19 protein-coding genes and 1 pseudogene are annotated in these 21,051 nt (G+C 63.3%); 16 read left to right on the top strand and 4 right to left on the bottom strand.

Features of this window, described 5'->3' with window-relative positions:
* A pseudogene (locus HY852_RS09650) lies at positions 1-249 on the bottom strand (hypothetical protein); the annotation flags it as partial.
* 267 nt (positions 250-516) lie between these two features.
* Here HY852_RS09650 and HY852_RS09645 point away from each other — a divergent pair.
* The 11 genes from HY852_RS09645 to fabZ all read left to right on the top strand — a co-directional run bounded on the left by HY852_RS09645 (position 517) and on the right by fabZ (position 12,254).
* Positions 517-1,515: a 30S ribosomal protein S2 gene (locus HY852_RS09645; RefSeq protein WP_291604347.1), complete on the top strand. Its 999-nt coding sequence runs from the start codon at positions 517-519 to the stop codon at positions 1,513-1,515.
* Positions 1,516-1,626: 111 nt separating this feature from the next.
* On the top strand, positions 1,627-2,550 hold the full coding sequence (tsf, locus tag HY852_RS09640; protein WP_291604346.1) for a translation elongation factor Ts: 924 nt from the start codon (positions 1,627-1,629) through the stop codon (positions 2,548-2,550).
* A gap of 63 nt (positions 2,551-2,613) precedes the next feature.
* Entirely contained in the window at positions 2,614-3,330 is a 717-nt protein-coding gene (gene pyrH / locus HY852_RS09635; protein ID WP_291604345.1) for a UMP kinase, read from the top strand.
* 56 nt (positions 3,331-3,386) lie between these two features.
* Positions 3,387-3,950 carry a ribosome recycling factor gene (gene frr / locus HY852_RS09630; protein WP_291604344.1) on the top strand — a complete coding sequence of 188 codons (564 nt, stop codon included), beginning with the start codon at positions 3,387-3,389 and terminating at the stop codon, positions 3,948-3,950.
* A 13-nt stretch (positions 3,951-3,963) separates the two neighbouring features.
* Positions 3,964-4,722 carry an isoprenyl transferase gene (locus HY852_RS09625; RefSeq protein ID WP_291604343.1) on the top strand — a complete coding sequence of 253 codons (759 nt, stop codon included), beginning with the start codon at positions 3,964-3,966 and terminating at the stop codon, positions 4,720-4,722.
* A 53-nt stretch (positions 4,723-4,775) separates the two neighbouring features.
* On the top strand, positions 4,776-5,564 hold the full coding sequence (locus HY852_RS09620) for a phosphatidate cytidylyltransferase (protein ID WP_291604353.1): 789 nt from the start codon (positions 4,776-4,778) through the stop codon (positions 5,562-5,564).
* A 3-nt stretch (positions 5,565-5,567) separates the two neighbouring features.
* Positions 5,568-6,791, top strand: a complete 1,224-nt coding sequence (gene dxr, locus HY852_RS09615; protein ID WP_291604342.1) for a 1-deoxy-D-xylulose-5-phosphate reductoisomerase — start codon at positions 5,568-5,570, stop codon at positions 6,789-6,791.
* A 44-nt stretch (positions 6,792-6,835) separates the two neighbouring features.
* A complete protein-coding gene (gene rseP / locus HY852_RS09610; protein ID WP_291604340.1) occupies positions 6,836-7,987 on the top strand; it encodes an RIP metalloprotease RseP in 1,152 nt (383 codons plus the stop codon).
* A 177-nt stretch (positions 7,988-8,164) separates the two neighbouring features.
* Entirely contained in the window at positions 8,165-10,696 is a 2,532-nt protein-coding gene (gene bamA / locus HY852_RS09605) for an outer membrane protein assembly factor BamA (protein WP_291604338.1), read from the top strand.
* A 32-nt stretch (positions 10,697-10,728) separates the two neighbouring features.
* Positions 10,729-11,796: a UDP-3-O-(3-hydroxymyristoyl)glucosamine N-acyltransferase gene (gene lpxD, locus HY852_RS09600; protein ID WP_291604337.1), complete on the top strand. Its 1,068-nt coding sequence runs from the start codon at positions 10,729-10,731 to the stop codon at positions 11,794-11,796.
* Positions 11,796-12,254 (top strand): 3-hydroxyacyl-ACP dehydratase FabZ, encoded by a 459-nt coding sequence (gene fabZ, locus HY852_RS09595; RefSeq protein ID WP_291604336.1) that lies wholly within the window; start codon positions 11,796-11,798, stop codon positions 12,252-12,254. Before lpxD ends, fabZ begins: the two co-directional genes overlap by 1 nt.
* A 23-nt stretch (positions 12,255-12,277) precedes the next feature.
* Here the strand turns inward: fabZ and HY852_RS09590 are convergent, their stop codons facing one another.
* A complete protein-coding gene (locus HY852_RS09590; protein ID WP_291604335.1) occupies positions 12,278-12,610 on the bottom strand; it encodes a KTSC domain-containing protein in 333 nt (110 codons plus the stop codon).
* Positions 12,611-12,783: 173 nt separating this feature from the next.
* Between HY852_RS09590 and lpxA the strand changes: the two genes are divergently transcribed.
* Genes lpxA through lpxB form a run of 3 tightly spaced genes read left to right on the top strand, consistent with a single transcriptional unit; the run spans position 12,784 to position 15,643 of the window.
* Entirely contained in the window at positions 12,784-13,587 is an 804-nt protein-coding gene (gene lpxA, locus HY852_RS09585) for an acyl-ACP--UDP-N-acetylglucosamine O-acyltransferase (RefSeq protein WP_291604352.1), read from the top strand.
* Between the two features lie 20 nt (positions 13,588-13,607).
* Entirely contained in the window at positions 13,608-14,465 is an 858-nt protein-coding gene (locus HY852_RS09580; RefSeq protein ID WP_291604334.1) for an LpxI family protein, read from the top strand.
* Positions 14,462-15,643 (top strand): lipid-A-disaccharide synthase, encoded by a 1,182-nt coding sequence (gene lpxB, locus HY852_RS09575; RefSeq protein WP_291604351.1) that lies wholly within the window; start codon positions 14,462-14,464, stop codon positions 15,641-15,643. Before HY852_RS09580 ends, lpxB begins: the two co-directional genes overlap by 4 nt.
* Before the next feature lie 109 nt (positions 15,644-15,752).
* Here lpxB and gltA read toward each other — a convergent pair whose 3' ends face one another.
* A complete protein-coding gene (gene gltA / locus HY852_RS09570) occupies positions 15,753-17,054 on the bottom strand; it encodes a citrate synthase (RefSeq protein WP_291604333.1) in 1,302 nt (433 codons plus the stop codon).
* Between the two features lie 147 nt (positions 17,055-17,201).
* Complete coding sequence (gene gltX, locus HY852_RS09565; protein WP_291604331.1) at positions 17,202-18,629, bottom strand: glutamate--tRNA ligase; 1,428 nt, start codon at positions 18,627-18,629, stop codon at positions 17,202-17,204.
* Positions 18,630-18,696: 67 nt separating this feature from the next.
* Here gltX and HY852_RS09560 point away from each other — a divergent pair, with 67 nt between their 5' ends.
* Positions 18,697-19,284, top strand: coding sequence for an NAD(P)H-dependent oxidoreductase (locus tag HY852_RS09560; protein ID WP_291604329.1), 588 nt, complete (start codon positions 18,697-18,699; stop codon positions 19,282-19,284).
* Positions 19,285-19,360: 76 nt separating this feature from the next.
* Positions 19,361-21,040: a glutamine--tRNA ligase/YqeY domain fusion protein gene (locus HY852_RS09555; protein ID WP_291604327.1), complete on the top strand. Its 1,680-nt coding sequence runs from the start codon at positions 19,361-19,363 to the stop codon at positions 21,038-21,040.
* Positions 21,041-21,051: the final 11 nt, after the last annotated feature.

Genomic DNA, 21,051 nt, shown 5'->3' with positions numbered 1-21,051 from the left:
CGCCGCCTCCGCCACCACGGGTCGCCGCGCCTCCGCCGCCGCCGCGGGTATCGGCGCCGCCTCCACCGCCACGGATGGCCGCGCCGCCGCCTCCACCGCCACGGATCGCCGCGCCGCCGCCTCCACCGCCACGGATGGCCGCGCCGCCGCCTCCACCGCCACGGATGGCAGCGCCGCCGCCGCCGCCGCGGATGGCCGCGCCGCCGCCTCCGCCACCACGGATGGCAGCGCCTCCGCCTCCGCCGCCACGGGTCGCAGCGCCTCCGCCGCCCCCCGCGGCTGCGGCAGTCAAGAAATGCCCGCCCAACGTGCCGCGGTGCTGACATTCCCGGCCCAGCAGTCAGGAAAGGTAAGGCCCCGAAAGGGGCCTTATTTCCTTGCTTCTGGCCGAAATCGCGCTATATAGCGCGCCATCTCACACGGAAACATGGCTCAAAAGGCCGTCCGGTGGCAGCCGGGCCGAGAAGGCTCCGTTTGCTCACACGTTTCCGGAGGAACCAACCGGAGAATTTACCAATGGCGCTGCCTGATTTCACCATGCGCCAGCTGCTTGAAGCTGGCGTGCACTTTGGTCATCAATCCCACCGCTGGAACCCGAAGATGTCGCCGTACATTTTCGGTACCCGCAACAACATCCATATCATCGACCTCGCCCAGACCGTGCCGATGCTGCATCACGCGCTGCAGGCCGTCAGCGACACGGTGGCCAAGGGCGGGCGCATTCTTTTCGTCGGCACCAAGCGCCAGGCGCAGGATGGCGTTGCCGACGCTGCAAAGCGTTGCGCGCAGTATTTCGTCAATTCGCGCTGGCTCGGCGGCACGCTGACCAACTGGAAAACGATTTCCGCCTCCATCAAGCGCCTGCGCCATCTCGACGAGGTGCTGTCCTCGGGCGAAGCCAGCTCCTACACCAAGAAGGAGCGCCTGACCCTGCAGCGCGAGCGCGACAAGCTCGATCGCTCGCTCGGTGGCATCAAGGAGATGGGCGGTCTGCCCGACATGATCTTCGTGATCGACACCAACAAGGAAGACATCGCGATCCAGGAGGCTCAGCGCCTCAACATCCCGGTCGCGGCGATTGTCGATACCAATTCGGATCCGAAGGGCATCACCTATGTGGTGCCGGGCAATGACGACGCCGGCCGAGCGATCTCGCTCTATTGCGAGTTGGTGGCGCGTGCGGCGATCGACGGCATCTCGCGTGCGCAGGGCGACTCCGGGATCGATGTCGGAGCCGCTGCCGAGCCGCTGGCCGAGGAAATTCCCGCCGCTCCCCAGACGGCCGGCTTCCAGGGCCTGGCGGGTCCGCGCGGTACCGCCGACGACCTCAAGAAGCTTCCGGGCGTGTCGGGCGCGATCGAGAAGAAGTTCAACGATCTCGGCATCTTCCACTACTGGCAGCTGGCCGAACTTGATCACGACACTGCGCACAAGATCGGCGAAGAGGTGGGGCTGCCGAGCCGTGCCGACGCCTGGGTTGCCAAGGCCAAGGCGCTGACCGCGGAAGCCGAATAGCCGAGGTTGGCCGGAACTCCTCCGGCCACCATTTCATGAATGCGAATCCTGGGGTGGACGGCGGCGGCAAGGCCGCGCCGCTTTCGCCCGGCAGGCAAGAAGGGTTTTCACATGGCAACGATTACAGCGGCGATGGTCAAGGACCTGCGCGAGTCGACCGGCGCGGGAATGATGGACTGCAAGGCAGCGCTGACCGAGACCGGTGGCGATATGCAGGCGGCCCAGGACTGGCTGCGCAAGAAGGGCCTATCCAAGGCGGCGAAGAAGGCTGGTCGCGTCGCGGCCGAAGGGCTGATCGGGGCGCTGACGTCGGGAACAAAGGGCGTCGTGGTCGAGGTCAACTCCGAGACAGATTTCGTCGCGCGTAACGACCAGTTCCAGGGTCTGGTCAAGATGATCGCCCAGGTGGCCATCCAAGTCGGCACCGACATCGACAAGATCAAGGCAGCCAAGATCGGTGAGGTCAACGTCGAGGCTGCGATTGCCGACGCGATTGCTACCATCGGTGAGAACATGACCCTGCGCCGCGCCGCTTCGCTCGAAGTCGGCAAGGGTGTGGTGTCTAGCTATGTCCACAACGCCGCCACCGAGGGCGCGGGCAAGATGGGCGTGATTGTTGCCCTGGAATCGTCCGGCAAGGCCGACGAGCTCTCCCAGCTCGGCCGGCAGCTCGCCATGCACGTTGCGGCCGCCAATCCGCTGGCGCTGGATCCGGCGGGGCTCGATCCCTCCCTCGTCAGGCGCGAAAAGGACGTGCTGGCCGACAAGTATCGCCAGCAGGGCAAGCCGGAGAACGTGATCGAAAAGATCGTCGAGTCCGGCCTGAAGACCTATTACAAGGAAGTCTGCCTGCTCGAGCAGGCCTTCATTCACGATACCGGCAAGTCGGTGGCGCAGGCGGTGAAGGAAGCCGAGGGGAAAATCGGCGGGCCAGTGAAGATCACGGGCTTTGTGCGCTATGCTCTCGGCGAGGGAATCGAGAAGCAGGAATCCGACTTCGCTGCAGAAGTCGCCGCTGCCAGCGGCAAGAAGTAAGCGCCGGGTCCATCCCTTCCGGCGTTTGCCGCCGGAAGCTGCGCCCCGGAAGGGAAGGCGATCATGGCTGGTCCGGTCTATCGTCGCGTGGTGGTCAAGCTGTCCGGCGAATATCTCGCAGGAAAGCAGGGCTTCGGCATTGACCAGCCGACCGTCGACCGTGTCGCGGACGATCTGATCGCCGCGCGCCACCTTGGCGTCGAGGTCGCCGTCGTGATCGGCGGCGGAAATATCGTTCGCGGCGTGGCGGTATCCTCGAGCGGCGTGTCGCGGCCGACCGGCGACACCATGGGCATGCTTGCGACCATCCTGAACTGCCTTGCGCTGGAGGCCGCCCTTGAGCGCAAGGGAGCGCCGGCGCGGATGCTTTCGGCGTTTGTCATGCCCGAGATATCCGAACTGTTCACCCGCGCTGCAGCGCACAACTATCTCGCCGAAGGCCGGATCGTGCTTCTGGGCGGCGGCACCGGGAATCCGTTTTTCACCACGGACACGACGGCGGTGTTGCGGGCCGCCGAGATCGGGGCGCAGGCCGTTCTCAAGGCGACCAACGTCGACGGCGTCTACTCCGCAGATCCCAAGAAGGATCCTGCCGCCAAACGATTCGACCGCCTGACGCATTCGCAGGCGGTGGAGGGCGGCTACAAGGTCATGGACGCCACCGCATTCGCGCTTGCCCGCGAGACGTCACTGCCTATCATCGTGTTCTCGATCGCCGAACCAGGATCGATTGGCGCCATTCTGCGCGGCAGCGGTCGCGGGACGATCGTTGCCGGCTGAGCGGCGTGTGGGCGCTGGACGATGTCGCCCACGGAAAGTTTCTGAAGGAGAGCGTGATGCCCACGGGTAATTTCGACATCAACGAATTGAAACGCCGCATGCAGGGCGCCGTCCAATCTCTCAAGCACGAACTCGGCGGCCTGCGAACGGGACGAGCCTCAACCTCGATGCTGGATCCTGTTCAGGTCGACGCCTACGGCACGCACATGCCGCTGAACCAGCTCGCCACCATCAGCGTGCCGGAGCCGCGGCTGATCTCCGTCCAGGTCTGGGACAAGTCAATGGTCAAGGCCGTCGAGAAGGCCATCGTCGACTCCAATCTCGGCTTGAGCCCCGCGACGGAAGGCCAGGTGCTCCGCCTCCGCATTCCCGAACTCAATGAGGAGCGCCGCAAGGAACTGGTGAAGGTGGCGCACAAGTACGCCGAGGCGGCGAAGGTCGCGGCGCGTCACGTTCGCCGCGACGGACTCGACGTTCTCAAGAAACTCGAGAAGAATCACGAGATGTCCGAGGACGACCAGGAGCGCCTTGCGGCTGACGTGCAGAAGGCAACCGACGGGACCATCGCGGAAATCGACCAGATCCTGGCGGCCAAGGAAAAAGAAATCCTCACGGTGTAGAGAAGCTTCTCGAATGTCGAATGCTGCCGCGCCTGTCACGCAAGGACCGGATCGGTCCGACGGCCCCGTGCATGTTGCCATCATCATGGATGGCAACGGACGGTGGGCGGCGGCCCGCGGGTTGCCGCGCGCCGAGGGCCATCGTCGCGGCGTCGAGGCCCTTCGCCGTGTCGTGCGCGCAGCCCACGATCTCGGCATTCGATACCTGACGATCTTTTCATTCAGTTCGGAGAACTGGTCGCGCCCGGCGAGCGAGATCGGCGATCTGTTCGGCCTGCTGCGCCGATTCATTCGCAACGACCTCGCCACGCTTCACGGCGACGGAGTAAGGGTGCGTGTCATCGGCGAGCGAGCAGGGCTTGAGTCCGACATCTGCGCGCTGCTCAATGAAGCGGAGGAGCTCACACGCGACAATACGAAGCTCAACCTTATCGTTGCCTTCAACTATGGGTCGCGACAGGAGATCGCGAGGGCCGCGCAGCGGCTCGCCCGCGAGGTCGCCGAAGGCAGGCGCGATCCTTCATCGATCGATGCGGACACGCTGGGCCATTATCTCGATGCACCCGATATTCCCGATCCTGATCTGATCATCCGCACGAGCGGCGAACAACGACTTTCCAATTTCCTGATGTGGCAGTCGGCTTATAGCGAACTCGTGTTCCTGCCGATCCATTGGCCGGATTTCGACAAGGCGGCACTTGAAGGCGCGATAGCCGAATACGCCAGGCGCGAGCGCCGTTTTGGCGGCCTGGCAGCGAAAACAGCCTCGTGAGCGAGAAAACAGCCGCGCCGGTGCAGGCCGGGCAGGGCGCACGCGATCTCTTGATGCGCGTGATTGCGGCGCTTGTGCTGGCGCCGCTCGCCATTGCGCTTGCCTATGCCGGCGGCTGGATGTGGAACTGCCTGGTGACGCTGGCCGCGATCGGCCTCTATGTCGAATGGCTGATGGTGGTCGGCGCCGCGGCTTACGTCGGGGCGATGGTTTCCGGAATTGTCGCCCTGGCGATCATCGGCTTCTGCTTCAACTTCGGCTGGGTTAACGTCGCATTCCTGTTCGGCATCCTCGGGCTTGCCTGGGTGGCGCTGCTGGCCTCGGAAAAGCGCGGCTGGGCCGCGGCAGGATTCGTCTACGCAGCCGCGGCGCAGGTCGCATCCGTGCTGGTGCGGCAGGATCCGACGAACGGATTTTCCGCCCTGATGTTCGTCCTCCTCGTGGTCTGGGGCGCGGATATTGGCGGCTATTTCGCCGGCCGCATCATCGGCGGGCCGAAACTGTGGCCGCGGGTCAGTCCGAAGAAGACCTGGGCGGGCGCCCTTGGCGGATCTGGCGCGAGCCTTCTCATTGCGGCGGGTTTTGCCGTTCTGGAATTCGGCAAGATCGGCCCGCTATTGGCGCTGGCGGCGTTATTGTCTGTGATCTCCCAACTTGGCGATCTGTTCGAGTCCGCGGTAAAGCGGCGGTTCGGCGTCAAGGATTCCAGCCATCTGATTCCCGGACATGGCGGGCTGATGGATCGCCTGGATGGCTTCGTTGCCGCCATCGTCATCGCCGCGATTTTCGGCCTGTTACGCCGCGGCCTGGATGGCATTGGCAGCGGTCTTATGGTTTGGTGAAGCATGAGCGCAGTTCCATTGCGTAACAACAAGGTTGCGGCGGCCGCCGTGCGCAGCGTGACGGTCCTCGGGGCCACCGGGTCGATCGGCGACAGCACGATGGATCTGCTGCGCGCCTCGCGCGACTGCTATCGCGTCGAGGCATTGACGGCGAACAGCAATGCACAGGCGCTGGCAAAGCTTGCCCGGGAATTTGGCGCCCGCTTCGCGGCAATTGCCGATCCCGCCAAGCTGTCGGAACTCAAGGAGGCGCTGGCCGGCACGTCGACCGAATGCGGTGCTGGCGAAAGCGCGGTGATCGAGGCGGCTGCCAGGCCCGCAGATTGGGTGATGGCAGCTGTCAGCGGCGCCGCTGGCCTGAAACCGGCGCTGGCGGCGGTCGATCGCGGCGCGACCGTCGCGCTGGCCAACAAGGAATGCCTCGTCTGCGCGGGTGATTTCTTCATGCAGCGTGCCGCTAAGGCGAGTGCCTGCATCCTTCCGGCCGATTCCGAGCACAACGCGCTGTTCCAGGCGCTGAGCTCGGGCAATCGTGAGGAACTGGTCCGCGTCATCATCACGGCCTCGGGCGGGCCGTTCCGCACCTGGAAGGCCGCCGATATCGAGCAGGCCACGCTCGCCCAGGCCCTGAAGCATCCGAACTGGAGCATGGGCCAGAAGATCACGATCGATTCCGCGTCGATGATGAACAAGGGACTCGAGGTGATCGAGGCGTCGTATCTTTTCGGACTGACGCCTGATGAGATCGAGGTGCTGGTGCATCCGCAATCGATCGTCCACGGCATGGTCGAGTTTTCCGATTGTTCCGTCGTTGCCCAGCTTGGGGCGCCGGACATGCGGACGCCGATCGCGCACTGCCTTGGATGGCCGGACCGCATCAAGGGCCACGCGGCGAAACTCGATCTCGCCAAGATCGGGCAATTGACCTTCGAGGCGCCCGATTTCAAGCGCTTTCCCGGGCTGCGTCTTGCTTACGAATCTTTAAGGACCGGACGCGGAGCGACGACGGTATATAATGCTGCGAACGAGGTCGCAGTCGCGGCTTTCATCGCCGGCAAGATCAGGTTCGGCGCCATTGCAAGACTGGTCGAGGCGACGCTCGAGGACTGGATCAGGTCCGGTAATCTGGCGCCGCTCGGGTCGGCCGATGATGCGATTGCTGTTGACCATAAAGCGCGAAATAGAGCCGCCACCCTATTGCCTCAAATTGCCTTAAAGGCATCCTAGAAGGTTGGGGAACAGGGCCTCCGGCTCTGCGTCAGGGGAATTGGATGTCCGAGTTTTTTCTGCATAGTTTCAGTACTTTGGGCCATGGGCTCATCGGCTACGCGATCCCGTTCCTGTTCGTCCTCACCATCGTCGTCTTCTTTCACGAGCTTGGCCATTTCCTCATTGCGCGCTGGGCCGGCGTCAAGGTGTTAACCTTTTCGCTTGGGTTCGGACCGGAGCTTGTCGGCTTCAATGACCGTCATGGCACGCGCTGGAAAATTTCCGCAATACCGCTCGGCGGCTATGTCAAATTCTTCGGCGATGACACCGAGGCATCGACACCTTCGGTCGATGCGCTCGCGAGGATGACGGAAGAGGAGCGGGCCGGCAGCTTCCACCACAAGAAGGTCGGACCGCGCGCCGCGATAGTCGCAGCCGGTCCCATCGCCAATTTCCTGTTGGCAATCATAATCTTCACCTGCCTTTTCACCTTTTTCGGCAAGCCGAGCACAAGCGCGCGCGTCGACAAGATCGAAGCGAACAGCGCCGCTGCAGCGGCCGGTTTCCAGGTAGGCGACGTGGTGACGGGGATCGACGGCAAATCGATCGGAAGCTTTTCCGACATGCAGCGGATCGTCGGAACGCATGCCGGCCAGAAGCTGACGTTCACGGTCACGCGCGAGGGCGCCACCGTGCAGCTTCAGGGGACTCCGGAACTCCGTGAAGTGAAGGATGCGTTCGGCAATGCTCATCGCCTCGGCGTGCTCGGCATCACTCGGCAGACCGCGGCCGGCGACGTCGTCACGGAGCGGGTCGATCCGGCGACGGCTATGTGGCTGGGCGTGAAGGAAACCTGGTTCGTGGTGGACCGCACCTTCGCCTACATCGGCGGGGTCTTTACCGGCCGCGAGGCGGCCGACCAGGTTGGTGGGCCGTTGCGGATCGCCCAGATATCGGGTCAGGTCGCCACCATCGGTTTGACGGCCCTGATCCACCTTGCGGCGGTATTGTCGATATCGATCGGGCTCTTGAACCTGTTCCCGGTACCGCTGCTCGATGGCGGCCACCTTTTGTTCTACGCAGTGGAAGCGGTACGGGGCCGTCCGCTGTCGGAGCGGGCGCAGGAAATGGGTTTCCGAATCGGGCTGGGGTTAGTGCTGATGTTGATGGTATTTGCGACCTACAACGACATTCTGCATCTGGCGGCATCCTGACGCGGCTTTTTTGTGACGTTGCTAATGAGCAACGTCTTGGAACGAAAATGGAATCATTGCCTCTTCTGCCGTTTGCTGCTCCGGCGAAATTGGCTAAAAGCGGCATCTGAAATGAGAATCTGTCGGTTCGACATTTGGGGGTCGAGCCGGCACTGGAATGACAAGGGCGCATTGCGCATGAAGTTTGGAATGCGAGTCCGGGGGGGCTTGTTCGCCGCCCTGATCATGTCCGTCGCGCCGGTGGTTGCTCCGCTGGGGTCGGTGTTCGTGTCGGTGCCCGCTGCGGCGCAGACCGCGCAGTCGATCGTCGTGGAGGGGAACCGGCGCGTCGAGGCCGACACCATTCGCTCCTACTTCAAGCCCGGGCCGGGCGGTCGCCTCGACCAGGCTGCCATCGACGATGGCCTGAAGGCACTGATCGAGACCGGCCTGTTCCAGGACGTCAGAATCACCCGGCCCGGCGGCAGGATCGTGGTGTCGGTCGTCGAAAATGCCGTGATCGGCCGCATTGCCTTCGAGGGCAACAAGAAGGTCAAGGACGAACAGCTCTCCGGCGAAATCCAGTCCAAGCCGCGCGGCACCTTCTCGCGGCCCTTGGTGCAGTCGGACGCGCTGCGCATCGCCGAGATCTACCGCCGCTCGGGTCGCTACGACGTGCACGTGACGCCCGAGATCATCGAGCAACCCAACAACCGCGTCGATCTCATCTTCACGATTGAGGAAGGCCCGAAAACCGGCGTCAAGTCGATCGAGTTCGTCGGCAACCAGGCGTTTTCGGACTACCGCCTGAAGGACGTCATCAAGACGCACGAGAGCAATCTGCTGAGCTTCCTCGGCAATAACGACGTGTACGATCCGGACCGCGTCGAGGCCGACCGCGACCTGATTCGGCGCTTCTACCTGAAGCATGGCTTCGCCGACGTGCAGGTCGTGGCGGCGCTAAGCGAGTACGATCCGCAGCGCAAGGGCTTCCTGGTCACCTTCAAGATCGAGGAAGGCCAGCAGTACCGGGTCGGCTCGGTCGAATTCCAGTCGAGCATTCCGAACTTCGATGCGAACTTTCTGCGCGGCTACTCTCGAGTCAACGTCGGTTCGGTCTATAACGTCGAGTCGCTCGAGAAGTCGGTAGAAGAGATGCAGATCGAGGCCTCGCGACGCGGCTTTGCGTTCGCGGTGGTGCGGCCTCGCGGCGAGCGCAACTTCGATGCGCATACCGTTTCCGTGGTATTTGCCATCGACGACGGACCGCGGACCTACATCGAGCGAATCAATATCCGCGGCAACACCCGCACGCGCGACTACGTGATTCGCCGCGAATTCGATATTTCCGAGGGCGATGCCTACAATCGCGCGCTCGTCGATCGCGCCGAGCGCCGGCTGAAGAACCTCGACTACTTCAAGAGCGTAAAGATCATCCCTGAGCCCGGTTCGTCGAGCGACCGCGTGATCCTCAACGTCGATCTCGAAGAGAAGTCGACGGGCGACTTCTCGGTGTCGGGCGGCTATTCAACGACCGACGGCGCGCTCGCCGAGGTCAGCATCTCCGAGCGCAACCTGCTTGGCCGCGGCTTGTTCGCCAAGGCGTCAGTCACCTATGGCCAGTATGCGCGTGGCTACTCGCTGTCCTTCGTCGAGCCGTACCTGTTTGACTACCGCATCGCGCTGGGACTGGACCTGTATCAGCGCCAACAGCTTGCCAACAGCTATATTTCATACGGTACCAAGACGATGGGCTTCAGCCCGCGGCTGGGATTCCAGTTGCGCGAAGACCTTTCACTGCAGCTGCGCTATTCGATCTACAAGCAAGAGCTCATGCTGCCGTACAATCTGCAGAACTGTAACAACGATCCGACCTCGCCGTTCTTCAATCCGACCCCGGCCTATGCGGCAGCCAACGGCCTCAGCCTCGCTTCCACCAACGGTCTCGGGTGCTATAGCGACGGCGAAGCCTCGTTGCCGGTGCGCAGGGAGCTGGCGAGTGGCAAGACGCTGACGTCTTCCGTCGGTTACTCGCTGTCCTACAACACGCTCGACAACAACAAGAACCCGACCGACGGCTTGCTCGTCGACTTCAGGCAGGACTTCGCCGGCCTCGGCGGCGACGTCTCCTATCTCAAGAGTGCGGTCGATGCGAAGTACTACACCCCGCTGGTCTCCGACATCGTCGGTTTGATCCACCTGCAAGGTGGCATCCTGAACAAGATCGGCAACACCGAGCTGCGCATGCTCGACCATTTCCAGATGGGACCGAATCTGGTGCGCGGCTTCGCGCCGAACGGCATCGGCCCCCGCGACATGAATCCGTACGGTACAATGGATGCGGTCGGCGGCACGAAATACTGGGGTGCGTCGTTCGAACTGCAGATGCCGTTCTGGTTCCTGCCCAGGGAGGTGGGTCTGAAGGGTGCGGTCTATGCCGATGCCGGCGGCCTGTACGATTACCAGGGGCCGACGACCTGGGCTTTCACCAACGAAGTGACGACGCCGGCGAACTCGGGCTGTATCACGCCAACGAACAACCCGGCGACGCCTGGCACTTGCACAGGATTGGTGTATGACGACAGCAGGGCCGTACGCTCATCGGTGGGTGTCGGTTTGATCTGGGCTTCGCCTTTCGGACCGCTGCGGTTCGACTACGCGGTTCCGCTCAGCAAGGGAAAATTCGATCGGGTGCAGGAGTTCAGGTTCGGCGGCGGAACGTCCTTCTGATCTTTTCACCGGCCGCACCGCGACGGGGTGGAATGGCGCAGCCGACCTTTTTCCAAAAGCCGCCTTCGTCGACGCTGGCTGAGATTGCCGCGTTGACGAAGGCGCATCTCGTCGACCCTTCGCGGGCCGATCATGTCATCAAGGGAATGGCCTCGCTGGACGAGGCCGGCCCGATGCATCTGGCCTTTTTCGACAATCTAAAATATGCCGACGAGCTTGCCGCGACCAAGGCAGGCGCCTGTCTGGTGAGCCCTCGGTTTGAGGCCAAGGTGCCGGCGCATGTCGCCGTGCTGAGGGTCACCCAGCCGTTCCGCGCGTTCGTAAAGCTCGCCCGTGAATGGCATGGTGATGCGTTGCGTCCGCAATCCTGGGTCGGCAATGAAGGCATCTCCAACTCCGCGATCGTCGATCCCTCGGCGCGCCTGGAGGACGACGTGGTCGTCGATCCGCTGGCGGTGATCGGCCCGGATGTGGAGATCGGTTCTGGGACCGTGATCGGCGTGGGCGCCGTGATCGGCCCCGGCGTCAAGATCGGCCGGGACTGCAACGTCGGCGCCCGCACGGCCATCCAATGCGCGCTGATCGGCAACAATGTGCTCATCCACCCGGGCTGCAGCATCGGCCAGGACGGCTATGGCTTCGTCTTCTTCGGGCCCGAGGGCCATCTGAAGGTCCCGCAGATGGGACGGGTCCTGATCCAGCACGAAGTCGAGATCGGCGCGGGAACCACCATCGATCGCGGCAGCCTGCGCGATACGGTGATCGGCGAGGGGACCAAAATCGACAACCAGGTTCAGATCGGCCACAATGTGACCATCGGCCGGCATTGCCTGCTGGCGGCCCAGATCGGGCTGGCGGGCAGCTTGACCATCGGGGACAACGTGGCGCTGGGAGCCAAGGTGGGGATCAACAATCACCTCAAGATCGGTGATGGGGCCCAGGTGACGGCCATGAGCGCCGTCAAGGACGACATCCCGCCGAACGGTCGTTGGGGTGGTCACTTTGCCAAGCCGACCAAGCAGTGGTTCAGGGAAATTGTCGCCGTGGAGCGTCTGGTGCGCGACAGCGCGGCCAGCGCGAAGGGCGAGGGGCAGGAGTGATGGAGGAAGCACCGATCAGGTTCGAGCTCGTGGACATCAACATGATCCTGCAGACGCTCCCGCACCGCTACCCGATGCTGCTGATCGATCGGGTAATCAACATCCGCACCGACTACAGCGGGATCGGCATCAAGAACGTGACCTTCAACGAGCCGCCGTTCCTCGGCCATTTTCCCGACCGGCCCGTTTATCCGGGTGTGATGATGATCGAAGCCATGGCGCAGACCGCCGGCGTGATCGGCATCAAGTCGGTCGAAGGCACCGAAAAGCCGAAGGCGGTCTATTTCCTCACCATCGACAAGTGCAAGTTTCGCAAGCCCGTGATGCCCGGGGACACGATCGAATACCACATGCGCTCGCTCGGCCGGCGCAAGACCATGTGGTGGTTTCACGGCGACGCCAAGGTGAACGGCACGATTGTCGCCGAAGCCGATGTCGGCGCGATGCTGACCGATTGAGCAGGCCGGCTCGGCGCGCTTGATCAGAGCGGATCGTGCGTCCGGCAAGCGAGGCGACCCGAATCATCGCCCCTGATACTTCGGTTGAAGAACTGGCCCATCGAGGGCGCGGCCATCAGGGCTTCGAACAGGTCAGCCGGCACGTTGCAATATTGATTGTATCTGCCCTTGGTCGCGACGAGCAGATGCCGCTGCTGCCGGTCATAGCAGACGCGCTGAACGATACTGCTGCGGTTGATGTCCCGGCATTCGAATCTCGTCAGCTCGACAGGGCCGCGCCTTTCGACCTCGACCGTTTCCGAAACGATCGGGGCAGTCAGCAGGTGGACGAGCATGGTGAGGGCAGTTCTGACCATGGTGAGCGCAGGGAATTGGCGTAGAGCGAATTCAGCCCCGGGTTCGCCCGGAAAAGGAAGCGATGCCCGTGGCGCTGAAACCAACCGAGATCATACGTCACTGGACAGTGATGGCAAAGTCGCGCTAACCACCGGAAAACCCAGTGATATCAACACAAGATCATACCTTCTTCATGAGCAGCATCGACCCCACCGCGCGGGTGGAAGACGGCGCCGTCATCGGCCAGGGCACCACGGTCGGCCCATATTGCTTGATCGGACCGAATGTCGTGATCGGCAATAACTGCAAGCTGATCGGACACGTGCAGGTCATGGGGCACACGAGGATCGCAAATGACTGCGTGATCTCGCCTTTCGTCGCGCTCGGCGGCGCTCCGCAGGATCTCAGCTATCGCGGCGAGCCGACGCGGCTGGAGATCGGTTCGGGCTGCACCATTCGTGAGGGCACGACAATGAACGTCGGCACCATCAAGGGCGGCGGACTGACGCGGGTCGGCGACCGCGGCTTCTTCATGAACAACAGCCATGTGGGCCACGATTGCATCGTCGGCAACGACGTCATCTTCGCGACCTCGGCGACGCTCGGCGGCCACTGCGAGATCGGCGATTACGTCTACATCGGCGGCTTGTCCGCGGTGCACCAGTTCACGCGGATCGGGCCTCAGGTCATGGTTGGCGGTGTATGCGGCGTGCGCGGAGACGTCATTCCGTACGGTCTCGTCAACGGCCAATATGCCGCGCTCGAGGGCCTGAACCTCATCGGCATGAAGCGGCGCAAGTTCACCCGCGAGCGGCTCGCCATGGTCCGGGCCTTCTATGACAAGCTGTTCCACGGGCCCGGCGTGTTCGCCGAACGGCTCGCCGCCGTGCAACCCATGGCGGGTGAAGATCCGGCGATCGCACAGATCCTCACCTTCATAGATAGCGCGAACAACCGCGCGCTGTGTCTTCCGGCCGACGGCGGTAATCGCAACTGAACAACGGGATCGCCGCAGCCATGACCACAGCGGCCTTGCAGATATCATCGCCTGTCGGCGTGGTGGCCGCTGGCGGCGCGATGCCGTTTGCTGTCGCGGATTCGCTTCGTGCTCGGGGCATCGAGCCGGTCCTGTTCGCGCTGCGCGGCGTCTGTGATCCCAAGCGCGTTGAGCGCTTTCGCCATCACTGGATTTCCATCGGCCAGCTCGGGCGCGCGACGAAATTGTTTCGCGCCGAAGGATGCCGCGACCTGGTCTTCATCGGCTCCCTGGTCCGGCCGGCGCTGTCGGAGATCCGGCTCGATTGGGGGACGGTGCGTGTCCTTGGCCAGGTTTGGGCGGCCTTCCGCGGGGGCGACGACCATCTGCTGTCCAGCATCGGTCGCATCCTCGAACGCGATGGCTTTCGCATGGTCGGGATCAGGGACGTGGCTCCCGATCTCCTGGTGCCGGAAGGCTGCCTGACCCGGATAATACCCGATGCCACCGCGAACGCGGACATCGCCAAGGGCCGGGAGGTGCTGCGTGCGCTTGGTGCGTTCGATATCGGCCAGGGGGTTGTCGTCATCGACGGCCACGTGATCGGCATCGAGGATATCGAAGGCACCGACGGGCTCCTGGCGCGGATGGCGCGCTTGCGCGGCGAGGGACGCATTCGTGCTGCAATGGGTCGCGGCGTGCTGGTCAAGGCGCCCAAGAGCACGCAGGATCTTCGCTTTGACCTGCCGACGGTCGGGCCGCGCACCATAGAGGCCGCCGCAGCGGCGGGACTTGCGGGGATTGCCGTGATCGCCGGAAATACGATCGCCGCCGAGCCGCAGGCCACGATTGAAGCCGCCGACGCCAAACACCTCTTCGTTGTCGGTTTGCCTGGCTGATGCAGGCCCGAACTCCCGATATCGCGCGACGCGTGTTCCTGATTGCGACCGAGGAATCCGGCGATCGGCTCGGCGCCGCGCTGATGAAGGTGCTCCGGCAGCGCCTCGGCGATGCCGTGCAGTTTGTCGGTGTCGGCGGGCGCGCCATGGCGCGCGAAGGGCTTGTCTCGCTGTTTCCCATCGAGGAACTGTCGATTGTCGGCTTCGCCACTGTCGTGCAGCAACTGCCGAAAATCCTGCGCCTGATCCGGCAGACCGCCGATGCGGTCATGCAGGAAACGCCCGACGTGCTTGTCATCATCGACAGTCCCGACTTTACGCACCGCGTGGCCCGGCGTGTCCGCGCGCGCGATCCGATGATTCCGGTCGTCGACTATGTATCGCCCTCGGTCTGGGCCTGGCGACCTGGCCGCGCTCGCGCCATGCGCGCCTATGTCGATCACGTGCTGGCGCTGTTGCCGTTCGAGCCAGAGGAGTATCGCAAGCTGCGCGGACCGGCCTGCAGCTATGTCGGCCATCCGCTCACGGAGCAGCTTTCCTCGCTGCGGCCGAATGAGGAAGAAAAGAGAAGGCGCGATGCATCCCCGCCGGTTCTGCTGGTGTTGCCGGGGAGCCGGCGCTCCGAGATCCGGCACCATCTTGCGACCTTCGGCGCCGCGCTGGATCGGTTGCGAGCCGTCGGTTCCGAGTTCGAGGCGGTGCTCCCGACCACGCCGCATCTCGAGCAGGCGGTCCGCCAAGGCGTACAGGGTTGGCAGGTCAAGCCGCGGATTGTGGTCGGAGAAGACGACAAGCGCGCCGCGTTCCGGGTGGCGCGCGCAGCGCTGGCGAAGTCCGGGACCGTGACGCTCGAGTTGGCGCTGTCGGGCGTTCCCATGGTGACGGCTTACCGCGTCGGCGCGATGGAGGCCGTCATCCTGCGGCGGGTGATCCGGGTGCAATCGGTCATCCTGGCCAATCTTGTGATCGGCAAGGATGTCATCCCCGAGTTTCTCCAGGAGGACTGCACGCCGGAGAAACTGTCGCAGGCCGTTTCCGAAGTGCTCGCCCATTCCGTCTTACGCCGGCGGCAGCTCGAGGCTTTCGCAACGCTCGATGCGGTCATGTCGACCGGCCAGCCGCCAAGCGTACGGGCCGCGGACATCGTGCTTGCGACCATGCGGAAGGGGCACCGCTAAGCGCGGCGAAGTCGGTCCGGATCCGTATCGCCCGAGGATTTGGAAGAGGAAACGAAAGAGCCGGATGCTCGGCGCATCCGGCTCTTTGTTTCAGCGCCGAACGAGAGTGTCAGCCCCGCTTGTTGATCGGGACATAATCGCGGCGGGCGACGCCGGTGTAGAGCTGGCGCGGACGGCCGATCTTCTGGTGCGGGTCCTCGATCATCTCGCTCCACTGGCTGATCCAGCCGACGGTGCGGGCAACCGCGAATAGCACCGTGAACATCGAGACCGGGAAGCCCATCGCCTTGAGCGTGATGCCCGAATAGAAGTCCACGTTCGGATAGAGCTTGCGGTCGATGAAGTACTGATCGTTGAGCGCGATGCTCTCCAGCTCCATAGCGACCTTCAGCATCGGATCGTTGCCATGGCCGATCTCGTTCAAGACGGCATGACACATCTTCTGCATGATCTTGGCGCGCGGATCGTAGTTCTTGTAGACGCGGTGACCGAAGCCCATCAGGCGGACATCGCTGTTCTTGTCTTTCACCTTGGCGATGAATTCCGGGATCTTGTCGACCGTGCCGATGCTGGAAAGCATGTTCAGCGCCGCCTCGTTGGCGCCGCCATGGGCCGGTCCCCACAGGCAGGCGATGCCGGCCGCGATGCAGGCGAACGGGTTGGCGCCGGAGGAGCCGGCGATGCGCACCGTCGAGGTCGAGGCGTTCTGCTCGTGGTCGGCGTGGAGGATGAAGATCTTGTCGAGCGCGTCCGCGAGCACCGGGTTGATCTTGTACTCCTCGCACGGCACCGCGAAACACATGTGCAGGAAGTTCTCGGCAAATTTGAGCGAGTTCTTCGGATAAACGAAAGGTTGGCCGATCGAGTATTTGTAGGCCATCGCCGCCAGCGAGGGGATCTTCGCGATCATCCGCATGGACGCGATCATGCGCTGCTTCGGATCATTGATGTCGGTGGAGTCGTGATAGAACGCGGCGAGCGCGCCGACCGAGGCTACCATGACCGCCATCGGATGGGCGTCGCGACGGAAGCCCTGGAAGAAGCGGGCCATCTGTTCATGGATCATCGTGTGATGGATGACACGATAATCGAAGTCCTTCTTCTGAGCGGCGGTCGGAAGCTCCCCGTAAAGGAGAAGGTAGCAGGTCTCGAGGAAGTCGCCGTTTTCGGCGAGTTGCTCGATCGGATAGCCGCGGTATTCCAGCACGCCCGCATCGCCGTCGATATAGGTGATCTTCGATTGGCAACTGGCGGTTGAGGTAAAGCCCGGATCGTAAGTGAACAGGCCGGACTGCGCATAGAGCTTGCCGATGTCGATCACGTCCGGCCCGATGCTGCCGCTGTAGATCGGGAGATCAAAGTTCTTGTTTCCGACCGTCAGCGTTGCGGTCTTCTTGTTGGATGCGTCCATCGTAAATCCCCGATGAAATCGTGTGTAAACAGGCCGGACCCTGCCCAGCTTGGAGGAGGCGGGACAAGCCGGATTATTCTGAAGGTTCCGGTTTTATGCGTATATTATTGCACTGTGCGCTGCAAGATGGCCCCAGCCCGGGGCAACTTAGGTAGTAGTCTGATCGTCAAGCCTGGCAAGGCTCTCGTCGCGGCCAAGCACATCCAGAACCTCGAAAATCCCGGGCGAGGTGGTGCGTCCGGTCACCGCCGCCCGGAGGGGCTGGGCGACCGCGCCGAGCTTGAGGTTGTTGGCCTCTGAAAATGCACGCATCGCGGATTCGGTGCTTCCGGCGGTCCACGGCTCCACCGTCGCCAGCGCCTGCTTGAGCCGGCCGATCAGCTGGCGATTTTCCAGGGTGAGGATCGCTGCGGCTTTCGGGTCGAGCTCGATCGGCCGATCGGCGAACAGGAAGTTGGAACCGTCGATCAGCTCGATCAGGGTTTTCGCACGTTCCTTCAGGCTCGGCATGGCCTTGAGCAATTGCGCACGCGTCGTGTCGTTCAGCCTTGCCTTGAGCGCGGCACGGCCCGGAACGTGATCCAGCACGTCCTCGAACATTTTCACGAGCGATCGATCGTCGGTGTGCCGGATGTAGTGGCCGTTGAGGTTTTCCAGCTTGGCGAAATCGAACCGCGCAGCGGCGCGGCCGACACCCGAAAGATCGAAGGCCGCGATCATCTCTTCGGTCGAGAAGATCTCCTGGTCGCCATGGCTCCAGCCGAGCCGAACCAGGTAGTTGCGCAGCGCTGAGGGCAGATATCCCATGGCGCGGTAGGCGTCGACACCGAGCGCGCCGTGCCGCTTGGACAGCTTCGATCCGTCGGGCCCGTGGATCAGCGGGATATGCGACATGCTCGGAAGCGACCAGCCCAGCGCGTCGTAGATCTGCTTCTGGCGCGCAGCGTTGATCAGGTGGTCGTCGCCCCGGATGATGTGGGTGACGCCCATGTCGTGATCGTCGACCACCACCGCGAGCATGTAGGTGGGCGTGCCGTCGCCGCGGAGCAGGACAAGATCGTCCAGGTTTTCGTTCTGCCAGACCACGCGGCCCTGCACCTGGTCCTCGATCACGGTCTCGCCGGTCTGGGGGGCCTTCAGCCGGATGGTGGGCTTCATGCCGGTGGGCGCCTCCGAGGGAGCGCGATCCCGCCACATGCCGTCGTAGAGGCGGGTGCGGCCCTCGGCGCGGGCCTTCTCGCGCATGGCGGCGAGCTCGTCCGGCGTGGCATAGCACCGGTAGGCCTTGCCTTCCGCCAGCAGTTGCTCGGCCACCTCGCGGTGGCGCGCGGCCCGGCTGAACTGGTAGATCACATCGTCGTCCCAGTTGAGCTCAAGCCATTTCAGGCCGTCCAGGATGGCGTCGATGGCTTCCTTGGTGGAACGTTCCCGGTCTGTGTCCTCAATACGCAGCAACATCTTGCCGCCGTGCTTGCGCGCATAGAGCCAGTTGAACAGCGCCGTTCGGGCGCCTCCGATGTGGAGAAAGCCGGTCGGCGAGGGGGCAAAGCGCGTGATGACTTGAGACGTGGTCATTCGATAGCAAGTAACCGATGTGAGCTTGACGGGCGACCGTGTATCATAGGCTCGGGAGATTTTGCTAATGCTAATCCAGGTCGTTCATAGCCATCCGCTTGTGGACAGCTACAACCATGCGCTGTTCCGAACCATCGTCGAGACGCTCGAGCACCGCCACGAGGTGATCGCGACCGATCTTTACCGTGAGGAATTTTCCCCGGCGATGACCGAGGGGGAGCGGCGCAGCTATTACCAGGGGCCATATGCGGAGGATGCGGTGGCGCGCCTTGTTGGCTTTCTGCGGCGAGCGGACGGCATCATTTTTTGCTTCCCGCATTGGTGGTTTTCGATGCCCGCCATGCTCAAGGGATATTTCGACCGCGTCTGGGCGCCCGGAACCGCGTTTGCCCACGAGACGGGAGGCGGGCGCATCAAGCCACTGCTCACCAACATCCGCTTGTTCGGGGTCGTGACGACCTACGGCTCGCCGTGGTGGCTGACCCGCATCGTCATGCAGGATCCTGGCCGCAAGGTGCTGTTTCGCGCCCTGAAGCCAATGTGCGGACCGCACGTTGAGTCGTTCTATTTGGCGCATTACGACATGGACCGCTCAACGCCGGCGTCCCGGATAGCGTTTGCAGACCGGGTGCGTGCCAGGATTGCCGGACTTTGACCGCCGTTGGCGCAGGGCTTGGCGTGCGGGCGCGAATTTGGCAGAAGGGCCGCAGGTTTCCTCACAGGATTCAGGAATGAGCACAGAACCGGTAGTGGCGGAGGCGGGGCGCGATTTCATTCGTGACATCGTCCAGGCCGATCTCGATGCAGGCAGATACAAGGAGATCGTGACCCGGTTCCCCCCGGAGCCGAACGGTTATCTGCATATCGGCCATGCCAAGTCGATTGCGCTCAATTTCGGCATCGCCCAGGAATTTGGCGGCCACTGCAATCTGCGATTTGACGATACCAATCCGACCAAGGAGGAGCAGGAATACATCGACTCCATCCAGGCGGATGTGCACTGGCTTGGCTTCGACTGGGGCAAGAACGTATTCTACGCCTCGGACTATTTCGAGCGCCTGTACGAATGGGCCGAAGGTCTCATCCGCGGCAGTCTCGCCTATGTCGACGACCAGTCGCAGGAGGAGATCCGCGCCACCCGCGGCACGCTGACCGAGCCCGGCAAGAACTCGCCTTTCCGCGACCGCTCGGTCGAGGAAAACCTCGACCTGTTCCGGCGGATGAGGGCCGGCGAATTCCCCAACGGCGCGCGCGTGCTGCGGGCCAAGATCGATATGGCCTCCGGCAACATCAACCTGCGCGACCCGGTGCTCTACCGCATTCTTCACGCGCATCATCCGCGTACCGGCAACAAGTGGTGCATCTATCCGAGTTACGACTACGCGCACGGTCAGTCGGACGCGATCGAGGGCGTCACCCATTCGATCTGCACGCTGGAATTCGAGGATCACCGTCCGCTCTATGACTGGCTGATCGAGAAGCTGCCGGTCCCCTCGCGCCCGCGTCAGTACGAATTCGCGCGCCTCAATCTGACCTATACGCTGCTGTCGAAGCGCGTGCTGACCCAGCTGGTGCGGGATGGGCATGTTGCCGGATGGGACGACCCGCGCATGCCGACCATGGCCGGATTGAAGCGCCGTGGTGTGCCGCCGGCGGCGATCCGCGAATTCGTCAAGCGCATCGGCGTCGCCAAGGCCAACTCGGTCGTCGACGTCGGCATGCTCGAATTCTGCATTCGCGAGGAACTCAACCGTACGGCGCAGCGGCGCATGGCGGTGCTGCGGCCGCTGAAGGTTGTGATCGAGAATTACCCGGAAGGGCAGGTCGAGGAGCTCGAGGCGGTCAACCATCCCGACGATCCGTCGGCGGGCACGCGGAAGATCGCCTTCGGCCGGGAGCTTTATATCGAGCGGGACGACTTCATGGAGAATCCGCCGAAGAAGTTCTTCCGCCTGTCGCCGGGCACCGAAGTGCGGCTGCGCTATGCCTATTTCATCAAGTGCCGCGAAGCGATCAAGAACGCGGCCGGTGAGGTGGTCGAGGTGCGCTGCACCTACGATCCCGCGACCAGGGGCGGCAACGCGCCCGACGGCCGCAAGGTCAAGGCGACCATGCACTGGGTGCCGGCGGCGCAGTCGCGTGTCGCGGAGGTCCGCGTATACAACCAGCTCTTTGCCAATCCCAGCCCGAGCGCCGCGAACTTTGCCGCCGACCTCAACCCCGAGTCGCTCGAAGTCCTGCGCGATGCGCGGGTCGAACCTTCGATCGTCGAGGGCAGTTCGAACGAACCGATGCAGTTCGAGCGCCAGGGCTATTTCGTCCGCGACAGGGCCTTTACGCCCGAACGTCCGGTGTTCAACCGCACGATCGGTCTGCGCGATACCTTCGCCAAGGAGGTCGGCAAGGGCTAGGCGGCCTGCGG

Origin of the sequence: Bradyrhizobium sp., from assembly GCF_016213215.1 — a bacterium.
Lineage (GTDB): Bacteria > Pseudomonadota > Alphaproteobacteria > Rhizobiales > Xanthobacteraceae > Bradyrhizobium.
This window is presented reverse-complemented; position numbering and strand designations above follow the sequence as displayed.